We start from the raw sequence: 24,109 nt of genomic DNA, 5'->3' as shown, positions 1-24,109 counted from the left end.
GTAATAGACGGTACATCTTTAGCAATCATTCCTGTATCACTAATTAAAATAACATCATTACTTAATTTCTCGTGGTTTTCTTTTACAAAGGAGGAAAGGTTTACACTTCCTACTTCTTCCTCACCTTCTATCATAAACTTAACATTACATGGTAGTTGGTTTGTAGAGGTCATAAATTCTAAAGCCTTTACATGCATGTACATTTGACCTTTATCGTCACAGGCACCACGCGCAAAAATAGCGCCATCTGGGTGTAATGCTGTATTTTTAATGACAGGCTCAAAAGGAGCAGAATCCCAAAGTTCTAATGGGTCTGCTGGTTGCACATCGTAATGACCATAGACTAATACTGTAGGTAAGGCTTTGTCAATTATTTTTTCTCCATAAATAATAGGATAACCTTCGGTCTCACAAATTTCAATAGTGTCGCATCCTGCCTTTTTTAAGCTAGATGCAACTTCGTTTGCCGTTTTTATTACATCGTCTTTATAAGCCGAATCTGCACTAACAGATGGTATTTTTAAAAGATCGATAAGTTCGTTGAGAAATCGATCTTTATGTTGTTTTATATAATCTTGAATGGTTTGCATAATTATGAATATAAATTTTTTCTAAAAGTAAGCAAAGTCATAGAGAATTCATATAAATATAGAATGTTTGGTAGGTTATTGTTTTAATAACAAAGCGAATGATTAAATAAAATAATCTGAAAAAAAGTAGGGGTTAACCTTATTTGTTTGTTTATACTATAAAGAAAAAGAATTAGTATTCTATATTAAAAAGTTGCTATTACATTAGGATTACATTTCTTTCTAAAAAAATATTTGTTGCGAGTGTAAACGCTTCGATATAAACATACCTACATTGTGTTTTATAGTGTTAGTGGTTAAATAATGTGCTATTACAAGACTTAACATGCTAAAATGCAATAAATAAAAAATATGAAAAAAAGATATTTGCCTCATTTTATTATAGTGGTACTAGTTACTGCTTCGTTAAGTTTAATAACTTGTAATTTAATAGTTATGTTATACCATTAAATAATTATATGTGTAGCTATCTCTTTTTATAATAATTGAGGTATTTATAATGTTGTTTAAAAAAGTTATTTTTTTTTAAGTGTTAGTTGTTATATTAAAATTCTTAACTATATTTGCATCCTCGTTACAGAAATGTAACTAATCTTTTGCGGGCGTGGTGGAATTGGTAGACACGCTAGACTTAGGATCTAGTGCCGCGAGGTGTGCGAGTTCGAGTCTCGCCGCCCGCACAACAAAAGATAAGCCGACTTTTATAAGTCGGCTTTTTTATTTGGGTACAACAAAAGATGTATAGACTTACAATAAAAAACTAGACAAAAGTAGAGAGATAATACTGCTAATTTTGTCTAGTTTTTACTATAAGCTCAAAATATATTCAAAACTATAATTTAAAATAAGGTATTGAATATTCGATGTACAGTAAAATATACCGCTATATACCTTAGTGAAAAACACAAAAGATGTTAGCAAATAAATATTTTTGTAAAAAACGTATAACAATGAAAAAAATAATAAGTGCTATATTATTTATGTTCGGATATGTATGTGCTTTCGCACAATCGGATCAGGATGTTCCAGTAGCGGGAGCGCAAGTATTTAATGATGATTTAATAGCAGCAGGAAGTTTAGCTGTAGGAGTTGATGCTACAGCTAGTGAAAGTTTTGGCTTCGATACTTTTAGAATGAAGGAAAATAACCTTAGAATTCATTTCGATGATACATCTGCAAGTGCTAGTTTTCCTGGTAACGATTGGAGAATTACTATTAACGATTCTGGAAACGGAGGCGACAATTACTTTGGAATAGATGATGCAACGGCTGGGAACTCTCCTTTTAGAATTATGGCAGGAGCAGGAGCTAATGCTTTATATGTTAGCGACTCAGGAGGAAATGTTGGTTTAGGAACAGCAAATCCAGTATTAGAGTTACAAGTTACAGATGGAGATTCTCCAGGAATTCGTATAGAGCAAAACGGAGCAAACGGATGGACACCTCAAACATGGGACATTTCTGGTAACGAAACTAACTTTTTTATTAGAGATGTAACTAATGGAAGTAAATTACCATTTAAAATTAAGCCAGGAGCACCAGATAATGCTGTGTTTATTGCTGCTAGTGGTAATGTTAGTTTAGGAGATACAAGTCCTTCAGAAAAACTTGAAGTTAATGGTAATGCTTCTATAACAGGAAATACATACGTAACACAGCAATTAGGAGTAGGTACAACAGCACCTAATGCTAATGCTTCTTTAGATTTAAAAAGTAATGTTCAAGGTATTCTAATCAATAGAATGACTACTGCTGAGCGTACAACGTTTACAGGTAGTTTAACAGTTGAAGAAGATGGAATGTTAATTTATGATACAGATGAAAAAACAACTTACTCGTGGAATGGAACAGCATGGGTAAATACAGCAGGAGAAGATGCACAAGGGACTGATGTTTTTGAATTAAATAACCAAACATTATCAATATCGTTAGATAACAATGCAAACCAAGTAGATGTAGATTTGTCTCCTCTTTTAACAGATGTTGAAGCCAGATTAACAGCATTAGAAAATGCGCAATCTATGGGAACTGGACAAGTACCAGAGTTATTAAACTACCAATCTGTTGTAAAAGATGCAAGTGGAGCTGTATTGGCTAATAAAGATGTATTTTTTAGAATGACTATTTTAAAAGGGTCAGAATCTGGAACTCAGGAATATTTTGAAGTTCATGCTTTAACAACGACTGAGCAAGGGTTAGTTAGTTTTCAGATAGGAAACGGTGCCTTTGGTGGAGGAGCAGCAGCCTTTGGAGCTATAGATTGGGGGTCTGGTAAGCATTATTTAAAAGTTGAGGTTGATGAAGATGGAGGTGGTACAGCAGCTACCTTTCAAGAAGTAGGAATAACCCAATTTGTAAGTGTACCTTATGCTTTAAGAGCAAAGACAGCAGATACTGTTAATAATTCTGCATTAAATAAACAGTTAGAAGATACAGAAGCAGCTTTAGAAACGACTAAAAAAGAATTAGAAGCTTTAAAAGCAGAAAATAAAGCTATGAAATCGCAAATAGAAATGATACTTAAAAAAATAAGTAAATAACTCGCGATTATACTATAATAGAAAAGCCATTTCATTACTATAATGAAATGGCTTTTTTTGTTGGGAGATTAATTAACCACATTAGGGTAGCTAATAGTATAGGTAGTATTAGCTTTTAAGTTTTTAATAGTATAGGCTTCTCCATTACTCCATTTTATAATTACTGAGGCTTTAACATCTTTACCAAGACCAAAATGTTGAGTTTTTGGATGTGTCGATAAATAGCCTGTTGTACTATGTATTTCCCTCCATATATTTTTATTATGCTTACTATTTAAAATAATAGAAGAGCCAATTGCGTCTCTATTAATATTCATTTTGGGGTTTCCTATAAGTTTTATTTTAATCCATTTATTAGTATTTCTAGTTCTATTTTCTAATAGGTTTGCAGTGTCATGATAATTATTAATTATAATATCTAAATCTCCATCTAAATCATAATCAAAATAACTAGCACTTCTTGCATTAGAATTAATGTCTACACCTAATGATTTAGCTTTATTGGTTAATGTATTGTTCTCATTTACAAAAAACACATTTTTTTCACGATTACTTTTAGCATATACTATGTTTTTAGAGTCCGATTGCCTTTCAAAATAAAAAGGATTTTCAGTGTCGTAAACACTAAAATCGTTCATACCATTTAAACAGTATAAATCGTCATCCCCATCATTGTCGAAATCAAAAAAATCAGCATCCCAAGACCATCCAGTCGCAGAGTAACCACGTCCAATATTAGTAGATAGTTTATAAGCTGTTAGTGTTTTATTGTTTACTTGAGATAGAAAAAGATCATTAGCTTCTACAGTTCTTATATTAGCCATTTTTTTAGGATCGAATTTCATTTCTGTATCCTCATTAGGAGTTACATATTTTTCATCTTTTTGCATGACTACAATATTCGAAATATAAAAATCGGGATATAGATCTCTATTTAAATCTGTAATCCCAATATTCATAGAATAAGAGGGTTTATCGGTTTTGAGTTGTTCACTTACTTCTTTAAAAATACCAGATTTGGTATTATAATAATATTTATTAATTCCAAAATCATTGCCAACAATAATATCTTGCAATCCGTCTTGATTAATATCTGCATGGCCAACAGCCTGTGTCCAACCCGAATTAGAATCGTTGGTAAACGAAACTTCTTTAAATATAAAGTTTCCTTGATTTTTATAAAGCTTATTAGGCGAGCCATTTTGGTTATCTCTACTTAGTTTTGGTAAAACGCCATGTATATAATCTCCAAAATAGCCTATAAAAATATCTAATAGACCATCATTATCATAATCTAAAACAGTGGCTGGTCCAGCAACTAAATTTTCTCCACCAAGATGACTAGATAAGCTAACATCCTCAAATTGGTTATTACCTATGTTTTTATATAGTCTATGCCTATCGTTAACATAAGTAATAAAAATATCCTGTAGCCCATCATTATTAAAATCAACTATTACAGGTTGTCTTGGTTCTCCATAAGAGTTAAGTTCTGCATTCCAATGATTTATGTTACTCGTTTTAGTTATATCTATAAAACTACCGTTTTTAGAGTTGAGGTAGAGTTTGTTTCCTAAACCACTTAGTAATAAAACATCAACTAAGCCATCATTATTAATGTCTTCGCAAGCAACACCAGCCCCTCCAAAAGCAGGAGGAATAGATAATTTTATTGTTTTTTCTTTAGTATTGGTGGTGTAACTTCTAATATGTCTACTCAACCAATTGGAAGATTTATGAGTAAATGAAATATTGGTTTGTAATGCAACATCTTTAAAACCAGCATTAGTGTTAGTGTTTGTATTTGACGAAGCTATCTGTGTTTTATTTTGTTTAATACTAAAAGAAGAATAAGTATTTATAAGGTTCTGTATAATAACAAAAGCCTGTTCTATGTCTTTAGTGTCTAACACTTTTTTCTCTTTTTTATGAGAAACTTTACCTGCAATCCTTAAAACTAAAACCCCTAATTGAGCAATGCCTTCTACTGTTAGTTCCGCAGCATTAGGGTCGATGTCTCTTATGTTACTATTAGCTATGTCTGCAAGAGAATAATCTAGAATTTTCCAGTGAATACCACTATCTCTATAAGCATCCAAATCGTAAGACTCTATAGTTATTTTTTCTGAAGCGTTATTAGGGAAAAAAATAACATCTTCAAAAGCATTAGTTTTTGTAGGTAAAAATTGATTTAATGCAGTTTGTATATGGTTAACTCTTATTAGCGTTTCATTGTTTTTTTGAGCATCTTTATTTGCGGTCTCTAGAAGACTACTAGAAAAAGAAACTAACGATTCTATATAATAAGTTTTTAATTCATTTGATGTTTGTTTATTTACAGGCCATTTTTGACGCGCAAAATAGACTTGAATGTTTCTTAAAAAAACACTAGCAATAACTGCATTGTATTTTTGGTAAGCCTCTATTTTTTGTTTAATAATGGCTTTTAAAACAGTATTTTTTTTAGAAACATTTGTAGTACTTAATTTAGGGTAGATAATCTCGTTCGATTTAATAGTATGTGATTGATTAAGAACACTAACCCAACTATTTTTAAGTATTGTTTTGTTTATACTAGTAAGATTTTTTTGTCTGGCCTTTTTATCTGCAATTTTTAAAACGACTAAAGTTACCAAGTTTACATAATCACTAAGCGGTTGTATTACTTCTTTATTAAAATTCAAAACCTCTGTATTTGGTAAAAACATCAAGTCTTGCTCAACCGATAAAATAGAACGATACGCATAAGATACCGATGAATATTGTTTAAAATCTAGTTTAGAAATGGTAATATAACCCGAGCCGTATTGGTATAAAAAGTCTCCGTTAGCATTTTTTCTATATGTAGAAATACTATTAACAACATCTCGCAAAGCATTAAAAGTAATAGTATTAACTTTTTGTTGTTTTGCGTTTTCTGTTCCTTTTTTTCTAAGGTGTAATATAAGTGCTTTTTGTATTTCTATTTTTAAGTTTCTTGCCGATTCGTCTAGCGGAGTACCGTACATAAAATCTTCTAACCTATTAGCAGTAGCATAACACTTAGGATCTTTTTCTTTTTCTAGGGAGTTTATTTTCTCAATAATTTCGGCAATACTGTTGTTTTGTTGGGCAATAGAAACAAAAGAGCAACCAATAAAAAATAAGAGAACCGTATATTGAAATTTCATAGTAAGTTTTACGTCTAAAGTTAGAATAAGCAAAGTTACTATATAAATTAATGAAGGAAACGAAATAAAGTATTAAGTGCTAATTATTTAATAAATTAAAAACACCCATGTTTATTTTTTTGAAAACAGCAAAGCGGTAAATTGTTAATTATAAACCTGCCAATTCAATAATTCGTAAATTTGCTAAAGCAAAGGACAGAAGTATGACCGATATAAATGATAATCTAGAATCCCCTTTTATCTTAAAAGTTAGTTTTAATAAGTTTTTAGAACAATACGAAACGTTAGCAAAAAGTGATGACGAATTTATAGCAGCAAAAGCCAAACGTATACTAAAAGCTCAAGAATCGCTACCTGTTTTAAGAGAGGGGTTTAGCGATCCTACGTTGTTAGAAACGTATAAAAATGAAATTCGTTTTATACTACAAGATTCGTTTAGTGAAGTGCTTACTAATAATGAGATAAAAACAGCTTCGGTACCGTTTCATAATATTATTTTTAATTCATCAAAACGTTTTCAAAACATTATAAAAAATGCAGGAGACGATTTTGAGTTAACAATAACCAATATGCCAGAAGATGGTAAGTATATTATTGCATGTACCATTATATTAAGCCATTGTTATGGCGCTAACCTAAACTTTAAACGCCCTTTTTTCTATGAAATCCCAGATGCTAACGGAGTAATACATTACTATAAAATTCTATATAATGCAGATTTTATGGAAATTATTCCAACAGAGAAAGCCATAAAAATTACACAAGAAGATATAGATGTATTAATAGATAATTTTGACAATATAGAGTTATGGAAAGAAAAATTTCCACCTAATAGTTATTTATTTAAAGGCTTTGTTATCTCTAATATTTTTGATGTAACAGACGACCAATCGATTTCAAATATTAAATCGAGTTTAATAGGTAAAGGTAAGCGACAAGATGAAAGTTTTATAGAGAGTTTCCATAATATTTTTAGCTCGCTTTTAAACCTTAAAGGATTACGTGTTGGGTTTTCTGTATATAATAAAGAAGAAGGAACTTTTGAGCGCGTTCATGGTCATGGAATGAATAGTTTTCTCTTAAATGATTTGGACGCTAACCAATGTTCAGATGCACTATGTAGTTGGTCGTTTAATCAGTTACTTAAAAAGAATAAAACCATTTCTATTTCAGATGTAGATAAGAAATATGAAAAATCTAAAGGCAATGCAGCCCATATTGCTACCTTATATAAACAAGGCATTAAAAGTGCAATATTAGCACCAATAGCTAACGATAAAGAACTATTAGGTGTTTTAGAATTAGTATCAGATCAACCTAAAGTTTTAAATAGTATCAATGCCAATAAGTTAATAGACGTAATGCCCTATATACTTTCGGCTGTAGAACGCTCTAAAGAAGAAGAAGAAAATCTTGTTGAAGTTATAATACAAAAAGAATGTACATCTATTCACCCAAGTGTACATTGGAAGTTTAAAAAAGAAGCAGAGCGTTTTATAAAACAACAACTTATAGGAAATCATGAAGTAGCCTTTAATCAAATTGTTTTTGAAGATGTTTATCCACTATATGGACAAATAGATATAAAAGGGTCTTCCGAAGCAAGAAATTGGGCCACAAAAGAAGATTTATCCTTACAACTAAATATGGCAAGAGTTATTATAACGAAAGCACTAGCCATAGAAGCATTACCAATTTATGAGCAATATATTTTTCAAATAGACAATTATTTGAGAGCATTAAAATCTAATTTTCAGGTAGACAGTGAGCAACAGATAAATGCATTCTTTGAGACAGACATATCAACCCTATTTAAGCATAAAATAACGTCTGAAGAATTAGAATCGGGTATTACAACCTACTTTAGTAGCCTAGATGATAAAGCTAAAATTATCTATAAGCATAGAAAAAATTATGATGATACAGTAAGCCTAATTAACAAAAAAATGGCTAGTCTTCTAGATGACAAACAAGTTGAAGCACAACAAATGTATCCTCACTTTTTTGAACGATTTAAAACGGATGGAGTAGAACATAATATGTATATAGGAGAATCTATCACTAAAGAAGAAAGCTTTAATCCTATTTACCTTTATAATTTAAGATTGTGGCAATTGCAAGTCATGTGCGAAATGGAAAACGCGTATTACCTAATGCAATCAGAATTCCCAGTAGCTTTAGATGTCGCATCAATGATTCTAGTCTTTAATCAGCCATTATCTATAAGCTTTAGAATGGACGAGAAACAATTTGATGTAGATGGCACCTATAATGCACGTTACGAGGTGGTTAAAAAAAGAGTTGACAAAGCATATATAAAAGGGACTAAAAAACGCATTACAGAAAAAGGCAAAATAACCATAGTATACTCTCAAAAAGAAGATGAAAGAGAATATTTAAGCTATGTAGAATTCTTGCAGTCTAAAAAATACTTAGATACAGATGTAGAAATTGTTGAGTTAGAAGACTTACAAGCAGTAACAGGATTAAAAGCTATTCGTGTTAGTGTTTTATATAGTAAAGCTAATGGCGAGAAAGAATTTTATACCTATAACGATTTAATGAAAGCAATTAAAGAGTAGTAGATAGAGTAGCAGCACCAGAGCTTTTAAAAGCAACGGCAAATGATATAACACTAATAATAATACCTATAATAAATACAGTATAAGTTAAGCGTAATATTTTATATTTTTTATCTAGAACTTTACCTAAAAAGTATAAATCTTTTTTCATGGAAGAGTATAGGTAATCTCTATCTTTCATCATTTCTTCCATAGCCCATTCAAAATCCTGTAAATTCATTTTATGAAAATTGCCAAAGAACAATAAGTTTACTTTTTTATTAGCAACATCATCTTTTGTAAATTTTCCACTAGTTACATTAGGTCTCGTTGCTAATACAGAAAGAATCATAGAAGCTATAGTGAATAAAACAAAAATAACTGTAGGCCAAATTAAGTATTTATTAGAAACATTATCTAATTTTGAGACTAAATTAGATAATACCAAAGAGACAATAATAGCATTTACCGAAAGTAAAATATTTGCTTTAGTATCAGCAATATCACTTAATGTAATATGGTTACGAAGCGTAACGCGAAACATAGTTTCTATACCGCGTTCTGGTAGAGAAGCTTTGTTTTTTTTAAGCGCAAACTCTGCAGCTTTAATTTGCTCTTTTTTATCATCTGCTTTTTGTTTTTTTAATGTTTTTAAAAGCCCAACTAAATTACGGTCTTTTCCTTTTTGCCAATTATTATTAGCATAATCTGTGTAAAAACGATGATGCTTAGTGCAAAACACTATGTTTTTTTCAGTCCATTCACTATCACTAAAAACAGTGTTTTTATCCAATTCCCACTCCGCTCTAAGTAAATCGCTTATTTCTGTATAATTTTTACTTTTAAAATGCACACAATCTGCATCCCTTATAATTTTTTCTAAAAGATCTAGTGGCTCATAATCCATTTTTGTAGCCATAATTAATCTAGAAACTTTAGCAATAGTAGCATCATCCACATTATGGTCTTTTAAAAATAGAGTAGCAATAGTTACGCTTTTAGCTTCATGGTTTTCACTGCCCTCTGTGTATCCAATATCGTGAAACCAAGCAGCTATAATTAAAGCATCTGCATCGTCTTGAGATACTTTTTCAGCCTCTATTAAGGATTTAACAAACTTAACAACGCGTTGCGTGTGTGTTAAATTATGATAAAGGAAAATATGAGATAGTTTATCTCTTAGTAAAGCTGTTACATACTGTTCTGCTTCTATTATAATAGTATCCATAAAATGTTTAATTTTAGTAAAAGTAGTAAACTTTATATTAGTAAAGTTTCAAGCATGAAACTTACATAACATAATCTAAAATAATAGAATTATTATATGAATGATATGTTTTATTTGATAACTAAATTGAATAAAAAGTATAATTATTTTTTAGAAATAATTAATGATAATAGTAACAGCTGTCAATAATAATTAATATCATTGAAAAGCAGTTTCGCTAACCAATGACTAAAAGCTTCAGAATAATGAATTTTAAATACACGAAATTTTCAGATCAAGGCAGTCTTTTTTTAACAGACTTTAACTGTGCATCATTCGATAAGCGTTTAGGAGAAGGCGATTTTTATAAAATAGTTTGGGCAAAAGATGAAGATATTATTATTAATGTAGATGGTTATACAGTAGAATTAAAAAAGAACCAAGTCCTATTTTGTACACCTTATAACAAGTTATATTTAGAACCTTATTTAAAAGGAGCTGTATCTTATATATTTAATAGAGAGTTTTATTGTATTAGAGACCACGATCATGAAGTATCATGTAATGGGCTTTTGTTTTTAGGAACATCTGAACCCATAAAGATAGAATTAACAGAAAAAGAGCGTAAAAGCTACGAACTACTATATATGTTTTTTGAAGAAGAATTTGAAACCAAAGACCATATACAAGGAGAAATGCTACTAGTACTATTAAAACGTTTACTAATAAAATCTGTAAGATTAGTTAAAAAGAGTTTGGTAGATTCAGAATTAAGTCAAACAAAAATTGATGTAGTAAGACAATTTAACTTGCTAGTCGATAAGCATTTTAAAACCAAACATAAAGTGTCGGATTATGCAGAGCTACTCAATAAATCACCCAAAACGTTAGCCAATGCTTTTGCAAAATTTAACGATAAATCTCCATTGCAAATAATAAATGAGAGAATTATTCTTGAAGCTAGGAGATTATTAACTTTTTCAGAGAAATCATCAAAAGAAATTGCTCACGATTTAGGATTTCACGAAGCATCTCATTTTTCCAAGTTTTTTAAAAATCAAGTAGGAGAATCCCCTACAACTTTTAGAAAAAAATAATACCCTTTTTCTTATAAATAGTCTATTAAAATTAATAGTTGCTAAATAATTATAACGGGTTTTGTAATAGAAAAGTGTTCTTTATAAATAGAGAATGTATATAATTACAACTCCTCTCTACTAAACAATTTTCTTGTATAATTTTATTAGTCTGCAATAAAAAGAACCTAATAAACACCCTTTAACCTAAACCTAATACTTTGTAAAAACAAGGACAATATTTGGTTTAAAATACTTAAACAATACAAAATACAAACTTCTGGGAAAAATGTACAATAACGTGGGCAATGTAGATATTTATAACCGTAGACTTAAGCAATACCTTTGTATAACTAAAAAAAGAAAGGACAAATAAAAATGATGCTTACATGGAAAGATGTTATCCGATTTGCTGTAAAAGGCAATCCAGCTCCAGATAAACGTGTCGAGAAATCAGACAAGGAATGGAGAAAAATACTAACATTAGAACAGTATAGAATTACAAGACAAAAAGGAACCGAACGACCACATAGCGGAGCACTTTGTAGTATTTACGATCAAGGGAAGTATAACTGTGTATGTTGTAATACGCCATTGTTTGACTCTACAATTAAATTTAGTTCGGGAACAGGTTGGCCAAGCTTTACACAGCCAATAAAAGAAAGCGCAATTAAATACGAAAAGGATACAACTTTTGGTATGACAAGAGTAGAGGTAATGTGTAATACTTGCGATGCGCACCTAGGCCATGTTTTTCCAGATGGGCCAGAACCAAGCGGATTACGTTATTGCATAAATTCAGAAGCTATGCAACTAGAAAAGGAGGATAATAATGAACACTAAAAATATACAATTAGCAACATTTGGAGGCGGATGTTTTTGGTGTACCGAAGCCGTTTTTCAAGAAGTAAAAGGAATAGAAAAAGTAGAGTCAGGATATTCAGGAGGAGATAACTTAAAGCAACCTACTTACAGAGAAGTCTGTTCTGGTGTGTCGGGATATGCAGAAGTTGTACAAATAACATTTAATGCAAATATTATTTCATATAAAGAGCTTGTAATCATTTTTATGACCACGCATGACCCAACAAGCTTAAATAAACAAGGTGCAGATAGAGGAACGCAATACCGTTCAGTAATTTATTATAATAATAAGAGACAAAAGGAAATAGCAGACGCTGTTTTAAAAGAAATGACACCTTATTACGATAAACCAATTGTAACAGAAGTCTCACCATTAGGAGTTTTTTATATAGCAGAGAAAGAACATCAAGACTATTATAAAAATAACCCAACGTCTGGATATTGCTCTTTTGTAATAACACCAAAACTAACGAAGCTAAGAAAGCTTCATAGAAATAAATTAAGAACTTAAAGTTGAAAAAAATGGAAAATCAAATAGAAAAAAAACTAAAACATATACATGCCTTATTAGCTAAAGGAGAATTTATAGAAGCCATGGAAACCTATTTACATGACGATGTAGAATTAAGAGAAGCAAACGGAGAACCTAAAAAAGGGAAAGCCCATTGTGTAAAGTTTGAAGAAGACTTTATTAATAATGACTTAGAAGCGTTTATTGGTTACGAAGTAGGAAATTATGCAGTTAATGGAAACCATACTTTTTATGATGCAATAATGACATTAAAATTAAAAGATGGTAGCACAATAGTGTCAGAACAAGTTGTTGCTACAGAATGGAAAGATGGAAAAATTTATAGAGAAAGATATTACCATGCATAATTTAAATAGAGTCTCAAAAACAAACAGTTTGAGACTCTATTTCTTAAATTAAAAAACACTTACAAAACCAAAAAAACGAATGAACGATATAATATTATATGGCGCAGATTGGTGCCCAGATTGTAGAAGAGCTAAAACCTATTTAAAGGAAAATAATATAACATACACATTTGTAGATGTTGATTTAAACAAAGAAGCCACAGCAAAAGTAGAAGCAATAAATAATGGGAAACGAATCATCCCAACATTAATAATTAATAATAAATCGTACACAAACCCAGATAATAGAGCATTAGCCTCAGTATTAGGCTTAAATGAAGCAGGAAGAGTGCAATTGTTTGGAGCAGATTGGTGCCCAGACTGTAGAAGAGCAAAAAGCTTTTTAAGAGATAACAGAATCAATTTTGAGTTTATAGATGTCGATGAGCATGAGTGGGCAACAACTAAAGTAGAAGCAATTAATAATGGAAAACGAATAATTCCAACGGTTTTAATCAATGATGTACCCTATACAAATCCAGATAATGCAGCGTTAACTCGCTTATTAAGTATAAATGTAGAAAAAGAACATAAAATTTTCGATACAATAATAATTGGAGGCGGAGCAGCAGGGCTAACAACAGCTATATATGCGCAACGCGATCGTTTTGATACATTAATACTAGAAAAGTCAACTATAGGAGGCAATGCTTTTTTAACCGAAAAAATTGAAAACTATCCTGGATTTCAGTCCATATCAGGCCCAAAACTTATGGAGAAAATGGAAGAACAAGCAAAAACCTACGGAGCAGTTATAAAAACAGGAGAAGAAGTAGTAGATATAGAAAAACAAGACGACTTATTTCATGTAAAAACAAAAAGCGGAACGTTTTTAGGAAAAACAGTCGTGCTATCTACAGGATCAACCTACAGAAAATTAGGCATACCTAATGAAGAAGAATTAATAGGTTCAGGAATTCACTTTTGTGCAACATGCGACGGAGCTTTCTATAGAGATAAGGATATTATTGTAGTAGGAGGAGGAAACTCTGCACTAGAAGAAGGTATATTTTTAGCAGGATTTTGTAAAAGTGTAAAAATTGTAAACAGATCAGACAAATTTTCAGCATCAGAAACCTATATAGAAAAACTTAAAACAATAGAGAATATCTCAACCTATATGAATAAAGCATCTCTAGAGTTTGTTGCTGGAGAAAATGAATCCTTCAAAGGATTAAGAATAAAAGATAAGGAAACAAGTGAAGAAACTATTCTAGAAGCAGATGGCGTATTTATATTTATAGGATTAATCCCAAATACAAAATCCTTTAAAAATACGATCGCATTGGACGATAAAGGCTTTATAAAAACAACAGGATTAGCAGAAACATCTGTAAAAGGAATTTTTGCAGCAGGAGACTGTAGAGAAGGAGCCATTGCGCAAGTTGCAGCAGCCACAGGAGAAGGTGTTTTAGCGAGCTACGGTATTAGAAATTATTTAAAATAATATAACATTTACCATAATACTATGGAACATAAAAAAGAACATATAGAAGTATTTAAAGCCCCAGAGTTTAATGTTAAAGACTGGGTAGATGCTAATGGTAAAAAAATAGCCCCAATAAAATTATCAAACTATAAAGGGCTATTTAAAATAGTATACTGCTTTCAAAGTTGGTGTCCAGGGTGCCATAGTAAAGGATTGCCAGATTTAAAAAAAATGGTAGAGGCACATAAGGATAATGACAAAGTTATTTTTCTAGCAGTACAAACCGTTTTCGAAGGACACCATGAAAACACCTATGAGAAAATGGTAGAAACCCAAAAAAAGTATGATTTAAAAATCCCTTTCGGGCATGATGCAGGAGAAGATGGTAAGTCGAGATCTAATATCATGACAAATTACCAAACAGGAGGCACACCTTGGTTTTTATTTATAGATAAACACGACCGTATAGTATTTAGCGATTTTCACTTAAATGTAGAAGCGTCAATAGAATTTTTAAACACCTTAAAATAATGATGAGTAAAGTTCCAGAAGTAAAATTATATGGAGCAGCCCGTTGCCATAAAACAAATTACTACAAGGAGTTGTTTGAGGAAATAAAACAACCCTATCAGTTTTTAGATGTTGAAGAAAATGAAGTTTTCGCAGAAGAACTTAGAGGTCTTTATGTAAATAGAAAACTAAACTTTCCTACAATAACAATAGGTGCTAAAAAATTAAGAAACCCATATAAAGAAGAGCTGTTAAATTGGTTAAGCACTATAGAAAAGTAAGAATGTCTATATTAAAACAAATACAAAAATTACAAAAAGGCTACTCGGAAGTTGTTTATAAAAGCAAAAAATATGGAGTAACTAGAAACGATTTTAATCAAGGGAGCAGTTTTAAAATATATGCAGAAGAGCTTGGCGGAAACGATTTTATAAGCTTAAACTATTACATAACATCTAATGGCGAAAAATTGAAACCTTGCGAAATGGAAGCAGAAAAAGTAATACATTTTTTAAATAACTATAATTATTCATGAATTGGTATTTACCCATAACAATTATACCAGGTTTAGGGATGTTAATATTATCAACAACCTCCCAAATGATGACGTTAAGCACGGAGATAGGAAACCTATTGGCAAATAAATGCTCTACATATCAACATGAAATATCTAACCTTAAAATTAAACAATTAGGATTGTTAACAAGAGCAAGCGCTCTATTGTATCTAGCAACAGGGGGCTATGTGTTATCTGGTATTTTGGGTGTAGCTTTCAAAACAGAAGGTGTCTTTAGCGTGCCTAGTATAGCCTTATATATAGGAACCGTTTTAGTTTTTATAGCAATTACGGTACTAATTATATATGCTTTTAAAGCTGTAAAAATTAGAAAAGACCAATTTAATAACAACCATAATTTATAATTATTAAAAAGCGATATATTAAACATTGAAAAGTAAATTACAAAAAATAGCATTTGGAGGCGGATGTCATTGGTGTACAGAAGCTGTGTTTCAATCCTTAAAAGGCGTAGAAAAAGTAGAACAAGGTTTTGTCGCCTCAATAGGAAAAAACGACACTTTTTCAGAGGCCGTAATAGTACATTTCAATTCAAACATTATACCATTAAAAGTACTTGTCGAGGTACATTTATACACACATAAAAGCACCTCTAACCATACTATGCGAAAAAAATATAGGTCTGCTATTTATGCCTTTAATTCAATACAAGAAAAAGAAGCGATAAAGCTTTTAAGTGATTTTCAAAAAGTTTTTTATAGTAGATTAATAACGCAAGTATTAAAATTTAAAACTTTTAAACCATCTTTAAAACAGTTTCAAAATTATTATTATTCAAATCCTGAAAAACCGTTTTGCAAAACATATATTAACCCCAAATTAAAACTAATATTAGAACAATTCTCAAGCTATTCAAATATAAAATAAAGAGAAATTCAATGTTTTAATTGTATTTTAAAATGAGAAGCCTAAAAATCGATTTTTAATAATCGATAGATAGCTTTGTTATATAAAGGTTATTTTTACTAAACCAGTTAACAACCATCCCTTATGAAACCAACTAAATACTTTTTTTTTAGCATTATAGTATTTTTAGTAAATGCCTGTGCAACATACAAACGGCAATCTACACCAGTTAATGCAGAAACAACAGTAACAAGCAATAAAGATTTAGAACACTCTTTTTATTTAATAGGTGGAACTAGTAACGCTTCAATAAGTACTGAATCTAACGGGTTAAAAGCATTTAAAAAGGCTTTAAAAAATGCTGAAAGTAAAAGTACAGCGCTTTTTCTTGGAAATAACATACATCCAAATGGCTTTGTAAAAAAAGAACATAAAGACCGAGAGCTTTCAGAAAATCAATTAAAAACACAAACCGAAGCAGTAAAAGACTTTAAGGGAAATACCATTTTTATTCCAGGGAATTATGATTGGAATTCGGGAGTAAAAGGATTAAAACGACAAGAAAAGTATGTAGAAGGGGTTTTAGGTAAAAATACTTTTTTACCAGAAAATGGTTGTCCAATAGAAAAAGTTAATATTAGCGATAACATTGTGTTAATTATTGTAGATACCCATTGGTATATAGCCAATTGGGACAAACATCCCACAATAAACGATAATTGTGAAATTAGAACAAGAACACAATTCTTTAATGAGTTTGAAAGCTTAATAAAAAAATCTAGAGGAAAAACAACATTAGTTGCAATGCACCACCCAATGTTTACTAATGGGCCACATGGAGGGCAATACTCCATTAAACAACACATGACGCCTGCACCTATTTTGGGTACACTAAAAACCATATTAAGAAGAACAAGTGGTCTAGCAGATACAGACGTAACTAATAAACGTTATAATGAATTAAAAAAGCGTATAACAACACTTTCACAAGAAAATAGTAAAGTTATTTTTGTATCTGGACACGAACAGAATTTACAGTACATAGTACAAGATAATTTACCACAAATAATTAGCGGAGCAGGCGCAAGAATAAGCCCAACGAGGAATGTTGGAGGAGGACAATTTTCTTATGGAACAGAAGGCTATGCTAGATTAGATGTTTATAAAGATGGTTCATCTAACGTACATTTTTTTACAGCAAAAGACGAAGAAACGGTATTTAGTACAAAAGTATTTACCAAAGACGTAAAAGAACATGTAGCAGATTATAAATCTAATTTTAGCAAAACCCAAACAGCATCCATTTATACTAAAGAAGAAACAGACAAAGGAAGAATCTATAAAACGCTATGGGGAAAGCGCTATAGAGAAGACTTTAGTACAGCAGTAACAGTGCCAACAGTTAATTTAGATACGCTTTTTGGAGGATTAAAACCAATAAGAAAAGGAGGAGGGCATCAATCTAAATCATTACGATTAGAAGATAAAGACGGAAGAGAATATGTAATGAGAGCCTTACGTAAAAATGCAGTACAATATTTACAAGCAGTAGCATTTAAAGACCAATATATTGAAGGCCAATTTGATGATACCTATACAGAAGGATTATTATTAGATGTATTTACAGGTTCGCACCCATACGCGCCATTTACAATAGGAGTATTATCAAAAGCAGTAGGAATATACCATACCAACCCAGTACTGTATTACATACCAAAACAAAAAGCATTATCACACTTTAATGAAGAATTTGGAGATGAATTATACATGATTGAAGAACGAGCAGCATCAGGTCATGGTAATAACGAAAGCTTTGGGTTTTCAAATAAAGTAATAAGTACGAGCGATTTATTAAAAAAATTAAATAAGAATGAAAACCATATTCTAGACGAGGCAACTTATGTAAGAGCGCGTTTGTTTGATATGTTAATAGGAGACTGGGATAGGCATGAAGACCAATGGCGTTGGGCAACATTTAAAGAAGGTAAAAAAACTATTTATAAACCTATACCTAGAGATCGTGACCAAGCATTTTCTATTATGGCAGATGGAGCACTATTAAGTTTTGCAACAAAAGCAATCCCAGCATTACGTTTAATGAAAAGCTATAATAAAGATTTAAAAAATCCAAAATGGTTTAATTTAGAACCTTACCCTTTAGATATGGCTTTAATAAACGAAGCAGATAGAATCGTATGGAATGCTCAGGTAGAACATATTACTAGCAATTTAACAGACGAAGTTATCGAGCAAGCTTTTAAAGCATTCCCTGCAGAAGTTAACACAGAGACAATTGAAATAATTAAACAGAAATTAAAAGGAAGACGTGCAAACCTTCAAAAAATATCAGATGCATATTATAATCATATTAATAAATATGCAGTAGTAAAAGGAACAGATAAAAAAGATTGGTTTGAGATTACTAGATTGCCAAACGGGGAGACAAAAATTGAAGGCTATAGAATAAAAAAGGGAGAAAAAATAAACCGTTTTCATTCTAGAACATATACCAATACAGATACTAAGGAAATTTGGGTTTACGGACTAGATGATGAGGATGCGTTTTCGGTATCTGGAGAAGGGACTAAAATTATTCCATTACGATTAATAGGAGGACAAAATAAAGATACTTATGCTATAGAAAATGGTAAAAAGGTATTTATGTACGATTATAAATCTAAGGCAAGTGAATTTTTAACAAATAAAGGATTTAAAAAACTAACAGACGATTACGAAACTAACACTTACGACTATAAAAAACTTAAAAACAGTTCTAATCAATTTATTCCATCATTAGGAGCTAATCCAGACGATGGCTTTAAAATAGGATTTATAGACACCTTTTCTACTTTTGGCTTTGAGCGTAATCCGTTTACACAACAACATGTGTTTGCAGCAGCCTATTACTTTGCAACTAGTGGATTCGATTTTAGTTATAAAGGAGAGTTTGCAAACGTTATTGGGCAATGGAATTTAGGAGTAAATGCACATTTTACTAGCCCTAATTATAGTGAAAACTTTTTTGGATTTGGTAATGAAACACTAAACCCAAATAGTGAAGATGGAGATAATTTTAATTTAGATTTTAATAGAGTAAAATTACAAACCATTAGCTTTTCGCCTTCACTAATATTTAAAGGCGATTTAGGATCTCAAATAAGTATAGGTGTGTCGTATGAGGACATAGAGGTCGAAGAAACTCAAGAGCGTTTTGTAAACACATTTTATGTAGCAAATGGAGCCTCTAACAGAAATAGCTTTGCAGGAGTAGAAGCAAGCTACAGTTTTGAAAACAAAGATGACAAAGCATTCCCTACATTAGGTATGGGAACAAGTTTAAAAGCAGGATATAAAACAAATCTAGATAAGTCTAAGGGCTATGCATATTTTATACCTTCTTTAGGATTTGATTACAAGTTGGTACCTAGCGGACAACTAGTTTTGGCAACAAAAGCCAGTGCACATTTAAATTTTGGAAACGATTTCGAATTTTACCAAGGCGCTACTTTAGGAGCAAATAATGGGTTAAGAGGCTACAGAAACCAACGATTTACAGGAAAAAGAGCATTTGTGCAAAGCACAGACTTACGCTTAAATTTACGAAAAGTAAAAACGGGAATATTGCCATTAAACATAGGCGTTTATGGAGGTGTAGATTATGGCCGAGTATGGTTAGATAATGACAACTCTAAAAAATGGAACAACTCTTTTGGAGGAGGCGTATTTTTTAATGGCGCAGGAATGTTAGTAGGAAATCTATCGGCATTTAACAGCAACGATGGCCTGCGAGTAGCTTTTAAATTAGGGTTTGGGTTTTAAAACTATTTTGTAAATGTAAAAACACCTTTATTATGAGTGATAATAGAACACAGCCAATAATTGTAGAGCAAACCTTTAATGTACCAGTAACTATTATGTGGAATGCCATAACTCGTTTAAAAGAGATGCAGCTTTGGTATTTTAATAATATTCCAGAGTTTAAAGCAGAAGTAGGTTTTGAGGTGCCGCCATTTTTAGTAGCCTCTGGCGAAAGAAATTTTACTCATATTTGGAAAATTAATGAAGCTATAATTAATAAAAAGCTAACCTATTCGTGGCAATACAAGGAATACTCAGGAGTATCAAAATCTATATTTGAATTATTGGAGTATAATGGTAAAACAATATTAAAAGTAACCTGTATAGGTTTACATACATTTCCTAATGATGTACCAGAATTCTCAAGAGAAAGCTGTTTAAACGGATGGAATTATTTTATAAAAGAAAGGTTAGATAGTTATATAAAAGAAAAGTACAACACTTAATTTAACTTAAACTCATAAATATTACTACCAGTTATTTTAGTGTGTTCGTCAGTAATTATAACAGTAGTATTATCTTTAAAACAAATGCCCTCTTTTTGAGAATCGTGCTCAAAAGGCATAGATTCTATAGTGCCTTCAAAAAAGTTTTCACCATCAAAATTAGTAAGTTTCCATAGTTTTTCATGGTTAAGTAATACGATTGTTTTTCCGTCTGGGCTAATATCAGCAGACGTAATTCGATTGTTTTTACCTTTTAAATTAAACTCAGTAACAAATGTTGCAATAGCATTACCAGGAATGTTAGGCACAGAAATTACTATAGCTTTTTTATCATTTTTACTAAAAATATAAAAACGATTGTTATATAGAAAAAAAGCTTCAAAATCTTCCGATTTAATACCCTCTGGCATTTTAAAATGGATAGCTTCTATTGCGATCGATTTATTTTGAGAGGTCACATTTTTTACTTTATAAATAACAAGATTTTTTCGCTTTCTAGAGTTGTTTCCAAAATCACCTATATACAAGTTACCCTCATTATCACTAGTTAAATCTTCCCAATCTATATTTTTGTACCCCTTAATATCTATGTCTTTTACAATGCCTCCTTTGCTATCTATACCGTATACATTATTTTTATTTCCAGAATCTTCAATAGTCCAAATTAAATTAGAGCCAGAGAGCGTTTCTGCAGCAGAAACTTCTTTAAGACTATTAGAAATATCTGCAATAACTTTTAGCTTTCCAGTTTCGCAAGATAAAGCAGTTATAGATAAAAGAAGTAAACAAGGTAGATAGAAACGCATAATCAATAGAATTAATGCTAAATTTACAGCGATATTTTTCAGAATAAAAATAATGCAGCAAAAAGTATTAAGAATTGGCCATCGTGGAGCAAAAGGATATCTTGCTGAAAATACAATAGCATCAATACAAAAAGCATTAACTTTTAATGTAGATGGTGTGGAAATAGATGTGCACCGGTGTAAAAGTGGAGAATTAGTAGTTTTTCATGATTATACTTTAGATCGATTAACTAATGGAAGCGGAGAAATTTCTAAACACACACTTCAAGAGTTAAAAACACTTAAAGTTGCTAATGAATACACAATTCCAACTTTAATAGAAGTGTTAGATTGTATTAATAAACAATGCTTTTTAAATATAGAATTAAAAGGTAAAAATACCGCAAAAGAAACTGCAAGTATTATAAAAAACTATGTAAATACAAGAGGTTGGGAATACAATAATTTTATAGTGTCTAGTTTTCAACATCGCGAATTAGAAACTGTATTTAATATTAATAAAAATATTTTATTGGCAGTACTTACAAAAGCAAATTTAGAAGAGGCAGTAGCGTTTGGAAACACAATTAACGCCATAGCAATTCATGCCAATTACGCACTATTAAGCGAAGATAATGTTAAGAAAACAAAAGCATTAGGGTATAAAATAAATACATGGACGGTTAATGATTTTAAAACTATTGCTAGAATGAAACAATATAAAGTTGATGGAATAATTTCTGATTTTCCAGATAGAGTATGATAGAAAAAGATATAATAATAGTTGGAGGCGGAGCAGCTGGTTTTTTTGCAGCAATAAACATAGCAGAACAAAACCCAGAACTAAAAGTAGCTATTTTAGAGCGCGGTAAAGAAGTACTTACAAAAGTTAAAGTATCTGGAGGAGGACGATGCAATGTTACTCATGCCGAATTTATTCCTCAAGAATTAACTAGAAACTATCCTAGAGGAGAAAAAGAATTGCTAGGGCCTTTTCACACATTCATGACAGGAGATACTATTGAGTGGTTTGAAAAACGAGGCGTGGAATTAAAAATAGAAGACGATGGCAGGATGTTTCCTGTAAGTAATTCGTCGCAAACCATAATAGATTGTTTTTTATACGAAGCTAAAAAACACAACGTTACTATTTTTAAAAACCAACCTGTAACCACTATTATAAATAAAGAACAGTCCTGGCAATTAGAAACAAAAACAGAAGTGTTTACATGTAAAAAACTTGTAGTTGCTACAGGAAGTAACCCTAAAATATGGAAGCTTTTAGAAACATTAGGACATACTATAACGCCTCCAGTCCCCTCTTTATTTACGTTTAATATAAAAGACGATCGCCTAACAGAAATTCCTGGTGTCGTAGCCCAAGATGTAGAAATAGAGGTAATAGATACGCAACTATTTTCAGAAGGGCCTTTACTAATAACACATTGGGGAATGAGTGCCCCTTCTATTTTAAAGCTATCAGCTTTTGGAGCATTAGAACTAGCAAAACGAGATTATAAATTTCAAATACGAATAAACTTTGTAAAGCAAGGTTTTGAAGAAGTTATAGCTCAATTAAAGGACATAAAACAGACACACTCTAAAAAAACAATAGCAAATTATACACAGTTTAACTTGCCAAAACGGTTATGGTTGCAATTAGTTATAGCGTCTAAAATTAAAGCAGAAATGCGTTGGGCAGATATTAATAAGCAACAAATAGAAACATTAGCAGCTCAATTAACACAAGCTGTTTTTAATGTAGACGGTAAAAGCACCTTTAAAGAAGAATTTGTAACAGCGGGAGGTATTAATTTAAAAGAAATAAACTTTAAAACCTTTGAAAGCAAAAAACACAAAAACCTTTATTTTGCAGGAGAAGTTATTAATGTAGATGCTGTAACAGGCGGTTTTAACTTTCAAAACGCTTGGACAGGAGCCTACATTGTTTCACAAAACATTACAAAATAAAGGTTAGTTATATAGAAACTTGTAATTTAAGACGATTAAAAATTAGTATTCAACATATTTAACACTATCCCATGTCATTCTTAAAGCATCTTTTATTTGGCTATCATTCATAGGTAATTCTTCTTTAAACTTAAGTCTTGCAGCAGAAACCACAGAGCCAAACGTCATTTGCATAATTAACCTAAGCTCTACGTTTCTAAGCTCTTTTTTTAAGATTCCAGATAATATAAAATCTCTAATGTTAGAAAAGTGAGCAATGTTTTTTAAGCGAATCTCTGTGGAAATAATTGGAGGAACACCTACAAACTCCATAAATTTAAAAGCAAGAGGATTACCAACAAAATAATTGTATAAGTTTAACCACATGGTTTCACATTGTTTTTTGTAATTGTCTTCAGGTAAGTTAGCCATTAAAACAACACCAAAGTCCTTACAAATCATAGAATAAATCTCTTCTATAATTTGGTTTTTATTATCAAAATAATGGTATATAGTACCTACAGCAACATTAGCTTCTTTTGCTACTTGAGACATAGGAGTTGCATGTACACCTTGCTCAACAACTAACTCTAACATGGTTAGTATAATCTTCTGTCTTTTATCCATTTTTGGCTTTAAAATTTAAGCGAAACATTGAGGAGAGGAGTATGTTTAAGGGATCCTCAATATAGTTTTCAGTTAGTATTACATTTACACAATCATTGATTAAAAACTCTTTAAATAAGTGGTAATTATTTAGTATTCAGTAAACATCACTAAAC

The 24,109-nt window shown here is 31.1% G+C and carries 21 protein-coding genes and 1 tRNA gene; 17 read left to right on the top strand and 5 right to left on the bottom strand.

Features of this window, described 5'->3' with window-relative positions; all coding sequences use genetic code 11:
• On the bottom strand, window positions 1-590 hold a 590-nt coding region (locus ACVC2P_RS16885), incomplete at its 3' end, for a M20/M25/M40 family metallo-hydrolase (RefSeq protein WP_452599627.1).
• Window positions 591-1,188: 598 nt separating this feature from the next.
• On the opposite strand from ACVC2P_RS16885, the gene ACVC2P_RS16880 reads away from it, so the two are divergent.
• Together ACVC2P_RS16880 and ACVC2P_RS16875 are read left to right on the top strand one after the other, a co-directional pair.
• Window positions 1,189-1,270 (top strand) — tRNA-Leu (locus ACVC2P_RS16880).
• Between the two features lie 270 nt (window positions 1,271-1,540).
• Window positions 1,541-3,130 carry a hypothetical protein gene (locus ACVC2P_RS16875; protein ID WP_452599626.1) on the top strand — a complete coding sequence of 530 codons (1,590 nt, stop codon included), beginning with the start codon at window positions 1,541-1,543 and terminating at the stop codon, window positions 3,128-3,130.
• A gap of 68 nt (window positions 3,131-3,198) precedes the next feature.
• On the opposite strand, the gene ACVC2P_RS16870 is transcribed toward ACVC2P_RS16875, so the two are convergent.
• Entirely contained in the window at window positions 3,199-6,300 is a 3,102-nt protein-coding gene (locus ACVC2P_RS16870) for a CRTAC1 family protein (protein ID WP_452599625.1), read from the bottom strand.
• Between the two features lie 203 nt (window positions 6,301-6,503).
• Here ACVC2P_RS16870 and ACVC2P_RS16865 point away from each other — a divergent pair, with 203 nt between their 5' ends.
• Window positions 6,504-8,882, top strand: coding sequence for a GAF domain-containing protein (locus ACVC2P_RS16865; RefSeq protein WP_452599624.1), 2,379 nt, complete (start codon window positions 6,504-6,506; stop codon window positions 8,880-8,882).
• Here ACVC2P_RS16865 and ACVC2P_RS16860 read toward each other — a convergent pair.
• Window positions 8,872-10,089, bottom strand: coding sequence for a Pycsar system effector family protein (locus tag ACVC2P_RS16860; protein WP_452599623.1), 1,218 nt, complete (start codon window positions 10,087-10,089; stop codon window positions 8,872-8,874). The two genes, ACVC2P_RS16865 and ACVC2P_RS16860, sit on opposite strands and share 11 nt — an antisense overlap.
• Window positions 10,090-10,313: 224 nt before the next feature.
• On the opposite strand from ACVC2P_RS16860, the gene ACVC2P_RS16855 reads away from it, so the two are divergent.
• From ACVC2P_RS16855 to ACVC2P_RS16800, 12 genes are all read left to right on the top strand, one after another.
• Window positions 10,314-11,165: a helix-turn-helix domain-containing protein gene (locus ACVC2P_RS16855; protein ID WP_452599622.1), complete on the top strand. Its 852-nt coding sequence runs from the start codon at window positions 10,314-10,316 to the stop codon at window positions 11,163-11,165.
• 360 nt (window positions 11,166-11,525) lie between these two features.
• Window positions 11,526-11,987, top strand: coding sequence for a peptide-methionine (R)-S-oxide reductase MsrB (msrB, locus tag ACVC2P_RS16850; protein ID WP_452599628.1), 462 nt, complete (start codon window positions 11,526-11,528; stop codon window positions 11,985-11,987).
• Window positions 11,977-12,519 (top strand): peptide-methionine (S)-S-oxide reductase MsrA, encoded by a 543-nt coding sequence (gene msrA / locus ACVC2P_RS16845; protein ID WP_452599621.1) that lies wholly within the window; start codon window positions 11,977-11,979, stop codon window positions 12,517-12,519. Before msrB ends, msrA begins: the two co-directional genes overlap by 11 nt.
• Before the next feature lie 11 nt (window positions 12,520-12,530).
• On the top strand, window positions 12,531-12,887 hold the full coding sequence (locus ACVC2P_RS16840; protein ID WP_452599620.1) for a hypothetical protein: 357 nt from the start codon (window positions 12,531-12,533) through the stop codon (window positions 12,885-12,887).
• Between the two features lie 79 nt (window positions 12,888-12,966).
• Window positions 12,967-14,373 (top strand): FAD-dependent oxidoreductase, encoded by a 1,407-nt coding sequence (locus tag ACVC2P_RS16835; RefSeq protein ID WP_452599619.1) that lies wholly within the window; start codon window positions 12,967-12,969, stop codon window positions 14,371-14,373.
• 21 nt (window positions 14,374-14,394) lie between these two features.
• Complete coding sequence (locus ACVC2P_RS16830; protein WP_452599618.1) at window positions 14,395-14,886, top strand: peroxiredoxin family protein; 492 nt, start codon at window positions 14,395-14,397, stop codon at window positions 14,884-14,886.
• Complete coding sequence (locus ACVC2P_RS16825) at window positions 14,886-15,146, top strand: glutaredoxin family protein (protein WP_452599617.1); 261 nt, start codon at window positions 14,886-14,888, stop codon at window positions 15,144-15,146. The genes ACVC2P_RS16830 and ACVC2P_RS16825 overlap by 1 nt, the downstream gene beginning before the upstream one ends.
• Before the next feature lie 2 nt (window positions 15,147-15,148).
• On the top strand, window positions 15,149-15,400 hold the full coding sequence (locus tag ACVC2P_RS16820) for a peptide methionine sulfoxide reductase (protein ID WP_452599616.1): 252 nt from the start codon (window positions 15,149-15,151) through the stop codon (window positions 15,398-15,400).
• Complete coding sequence (locus ACVC2P_RS16815; protein ID WP_452599615.1) at window positions 15,397-15,786, top strand: hypothetical protein; 390 nt, start codon at window positions 15,397-15,399, stop codon at window positions 15,784-15,786. Before ACVC2P_RS16820 ends, ACVC2P_RS16815 begins: the two co-directional genes overlap by 4 nt.
• A gap of 25 nt (window positions 15,787-15,811) precedes the next feature.
• Complete coding sequence (locus ACVC2P_RS16810) at window positions 15,812-16,309, top strand: peptide-methionine (S)-S-oxide reductase (RefSeq protein ID WP_452599614.1); 498 nt, start codon at window positions 15,812-15,814, stop codon at window positions 16,307-16,309.
• A gap of 123 nt (window positions 16,310-16,432) precedes the next feature.
• Window positions 16,433-20,107 (top strand): metallophosphoesterase, encoded by a 3,675-nt coding sequence (locus ACVC2P_RS16805; RefSeq protein ID WP_452599613.1) that lies wholly within the window; start codon window positions 16,433-16,435, stop codon window positions 20,105-20,107.
• 32 nt (window positions 20,108-20,139) lie between these two features.
• Window positions 20,140-20,592, top strand: coding sequence for an SRPBCC family protein (locus ACVC2P_RS16800; protein ID WP_452599612.1), 453 nt, complete (start codon window positions 20,140-20,142; stop codon window positions 20,590-20,592).
• Here the strand turns inward: ACVC2P_RS16800 and ACVC2P_RS16795 are convergent.
• Window positions 20,589-21,398 carry a hypothetical protein gene (locus tag ACVC2P_RS16795; protein WP_452599611.1) on the bottom strand — a complete coding sequence of 270 codons (810 nt, stop codon included), beginning with the start codon at window positions 21,396-21,398 and terminating at the stop codon, window positions 20,589-20,591. The two genes, ACVC2P_RS16800 and ACVC2P_RS16795, sit on opposite strands and share 4 nt — an antisense overlap.
• A 52-nt stretch (window positions 21,399-21,450) precedes the next feature.
• On the opposite strand from ACVC2P_RS16795, the gene ACVC2P_RS16790 reads away from it, so the two are divergent.
• The gene (locus ACVC2P_RS16790; protein ID WP_452599610.1) at window positions 21,451-22,140 is read left to right on the top strand and encodes a glycerophosphodiester phosphodiesterase; all 690 of its coding nucleotides are present in this window, start codon (window positions 21,451-21,453) and stop codon (window positions 22,138-22,140) included.
• Entirely contained in the window at window positions 22,137-23,348 is a 1,212-nt protein-coding gene (locus tag ACVC2P_RS16785) for an NAD(P)/FAD-dependent oxidoreductase (RefSeq protein ID WP_452599609.1), read from the top strand. The genes ACVC2P_RS16790 and ACVC2P_RS16785 overlap by 4 nt, the downstream gene beginning before the upstream one ends.
• 42 nt (window positions 23,349-23,390) lie before the next feature.
• On the opposite strand, the gene ACVC2P_RS16780 is transcribed toward ACVC2P_RS16785, so the two are convergent.
• Window positions 23,391-23,954: a TetR/AcrR family transcriptional regulator gene (locus ACVC2P_RS16780; RefSeq protein ID WP_452599608.1), complete on the bottom strand. Its 564-nt coding sequence runs from the start codon at window positions 23,952-23,954 to the stop codon at window positions 23,391-23,393.
• Window positions 23,955-24,109: the final 155 nt, after the last annotated feature.

Source organism: Pontimicrobium sp. MEBiC01747, assembly GCF_053601635.1.
This window is presented reverse-complemented; position numbering and strand designations above follow the sequence as displayed.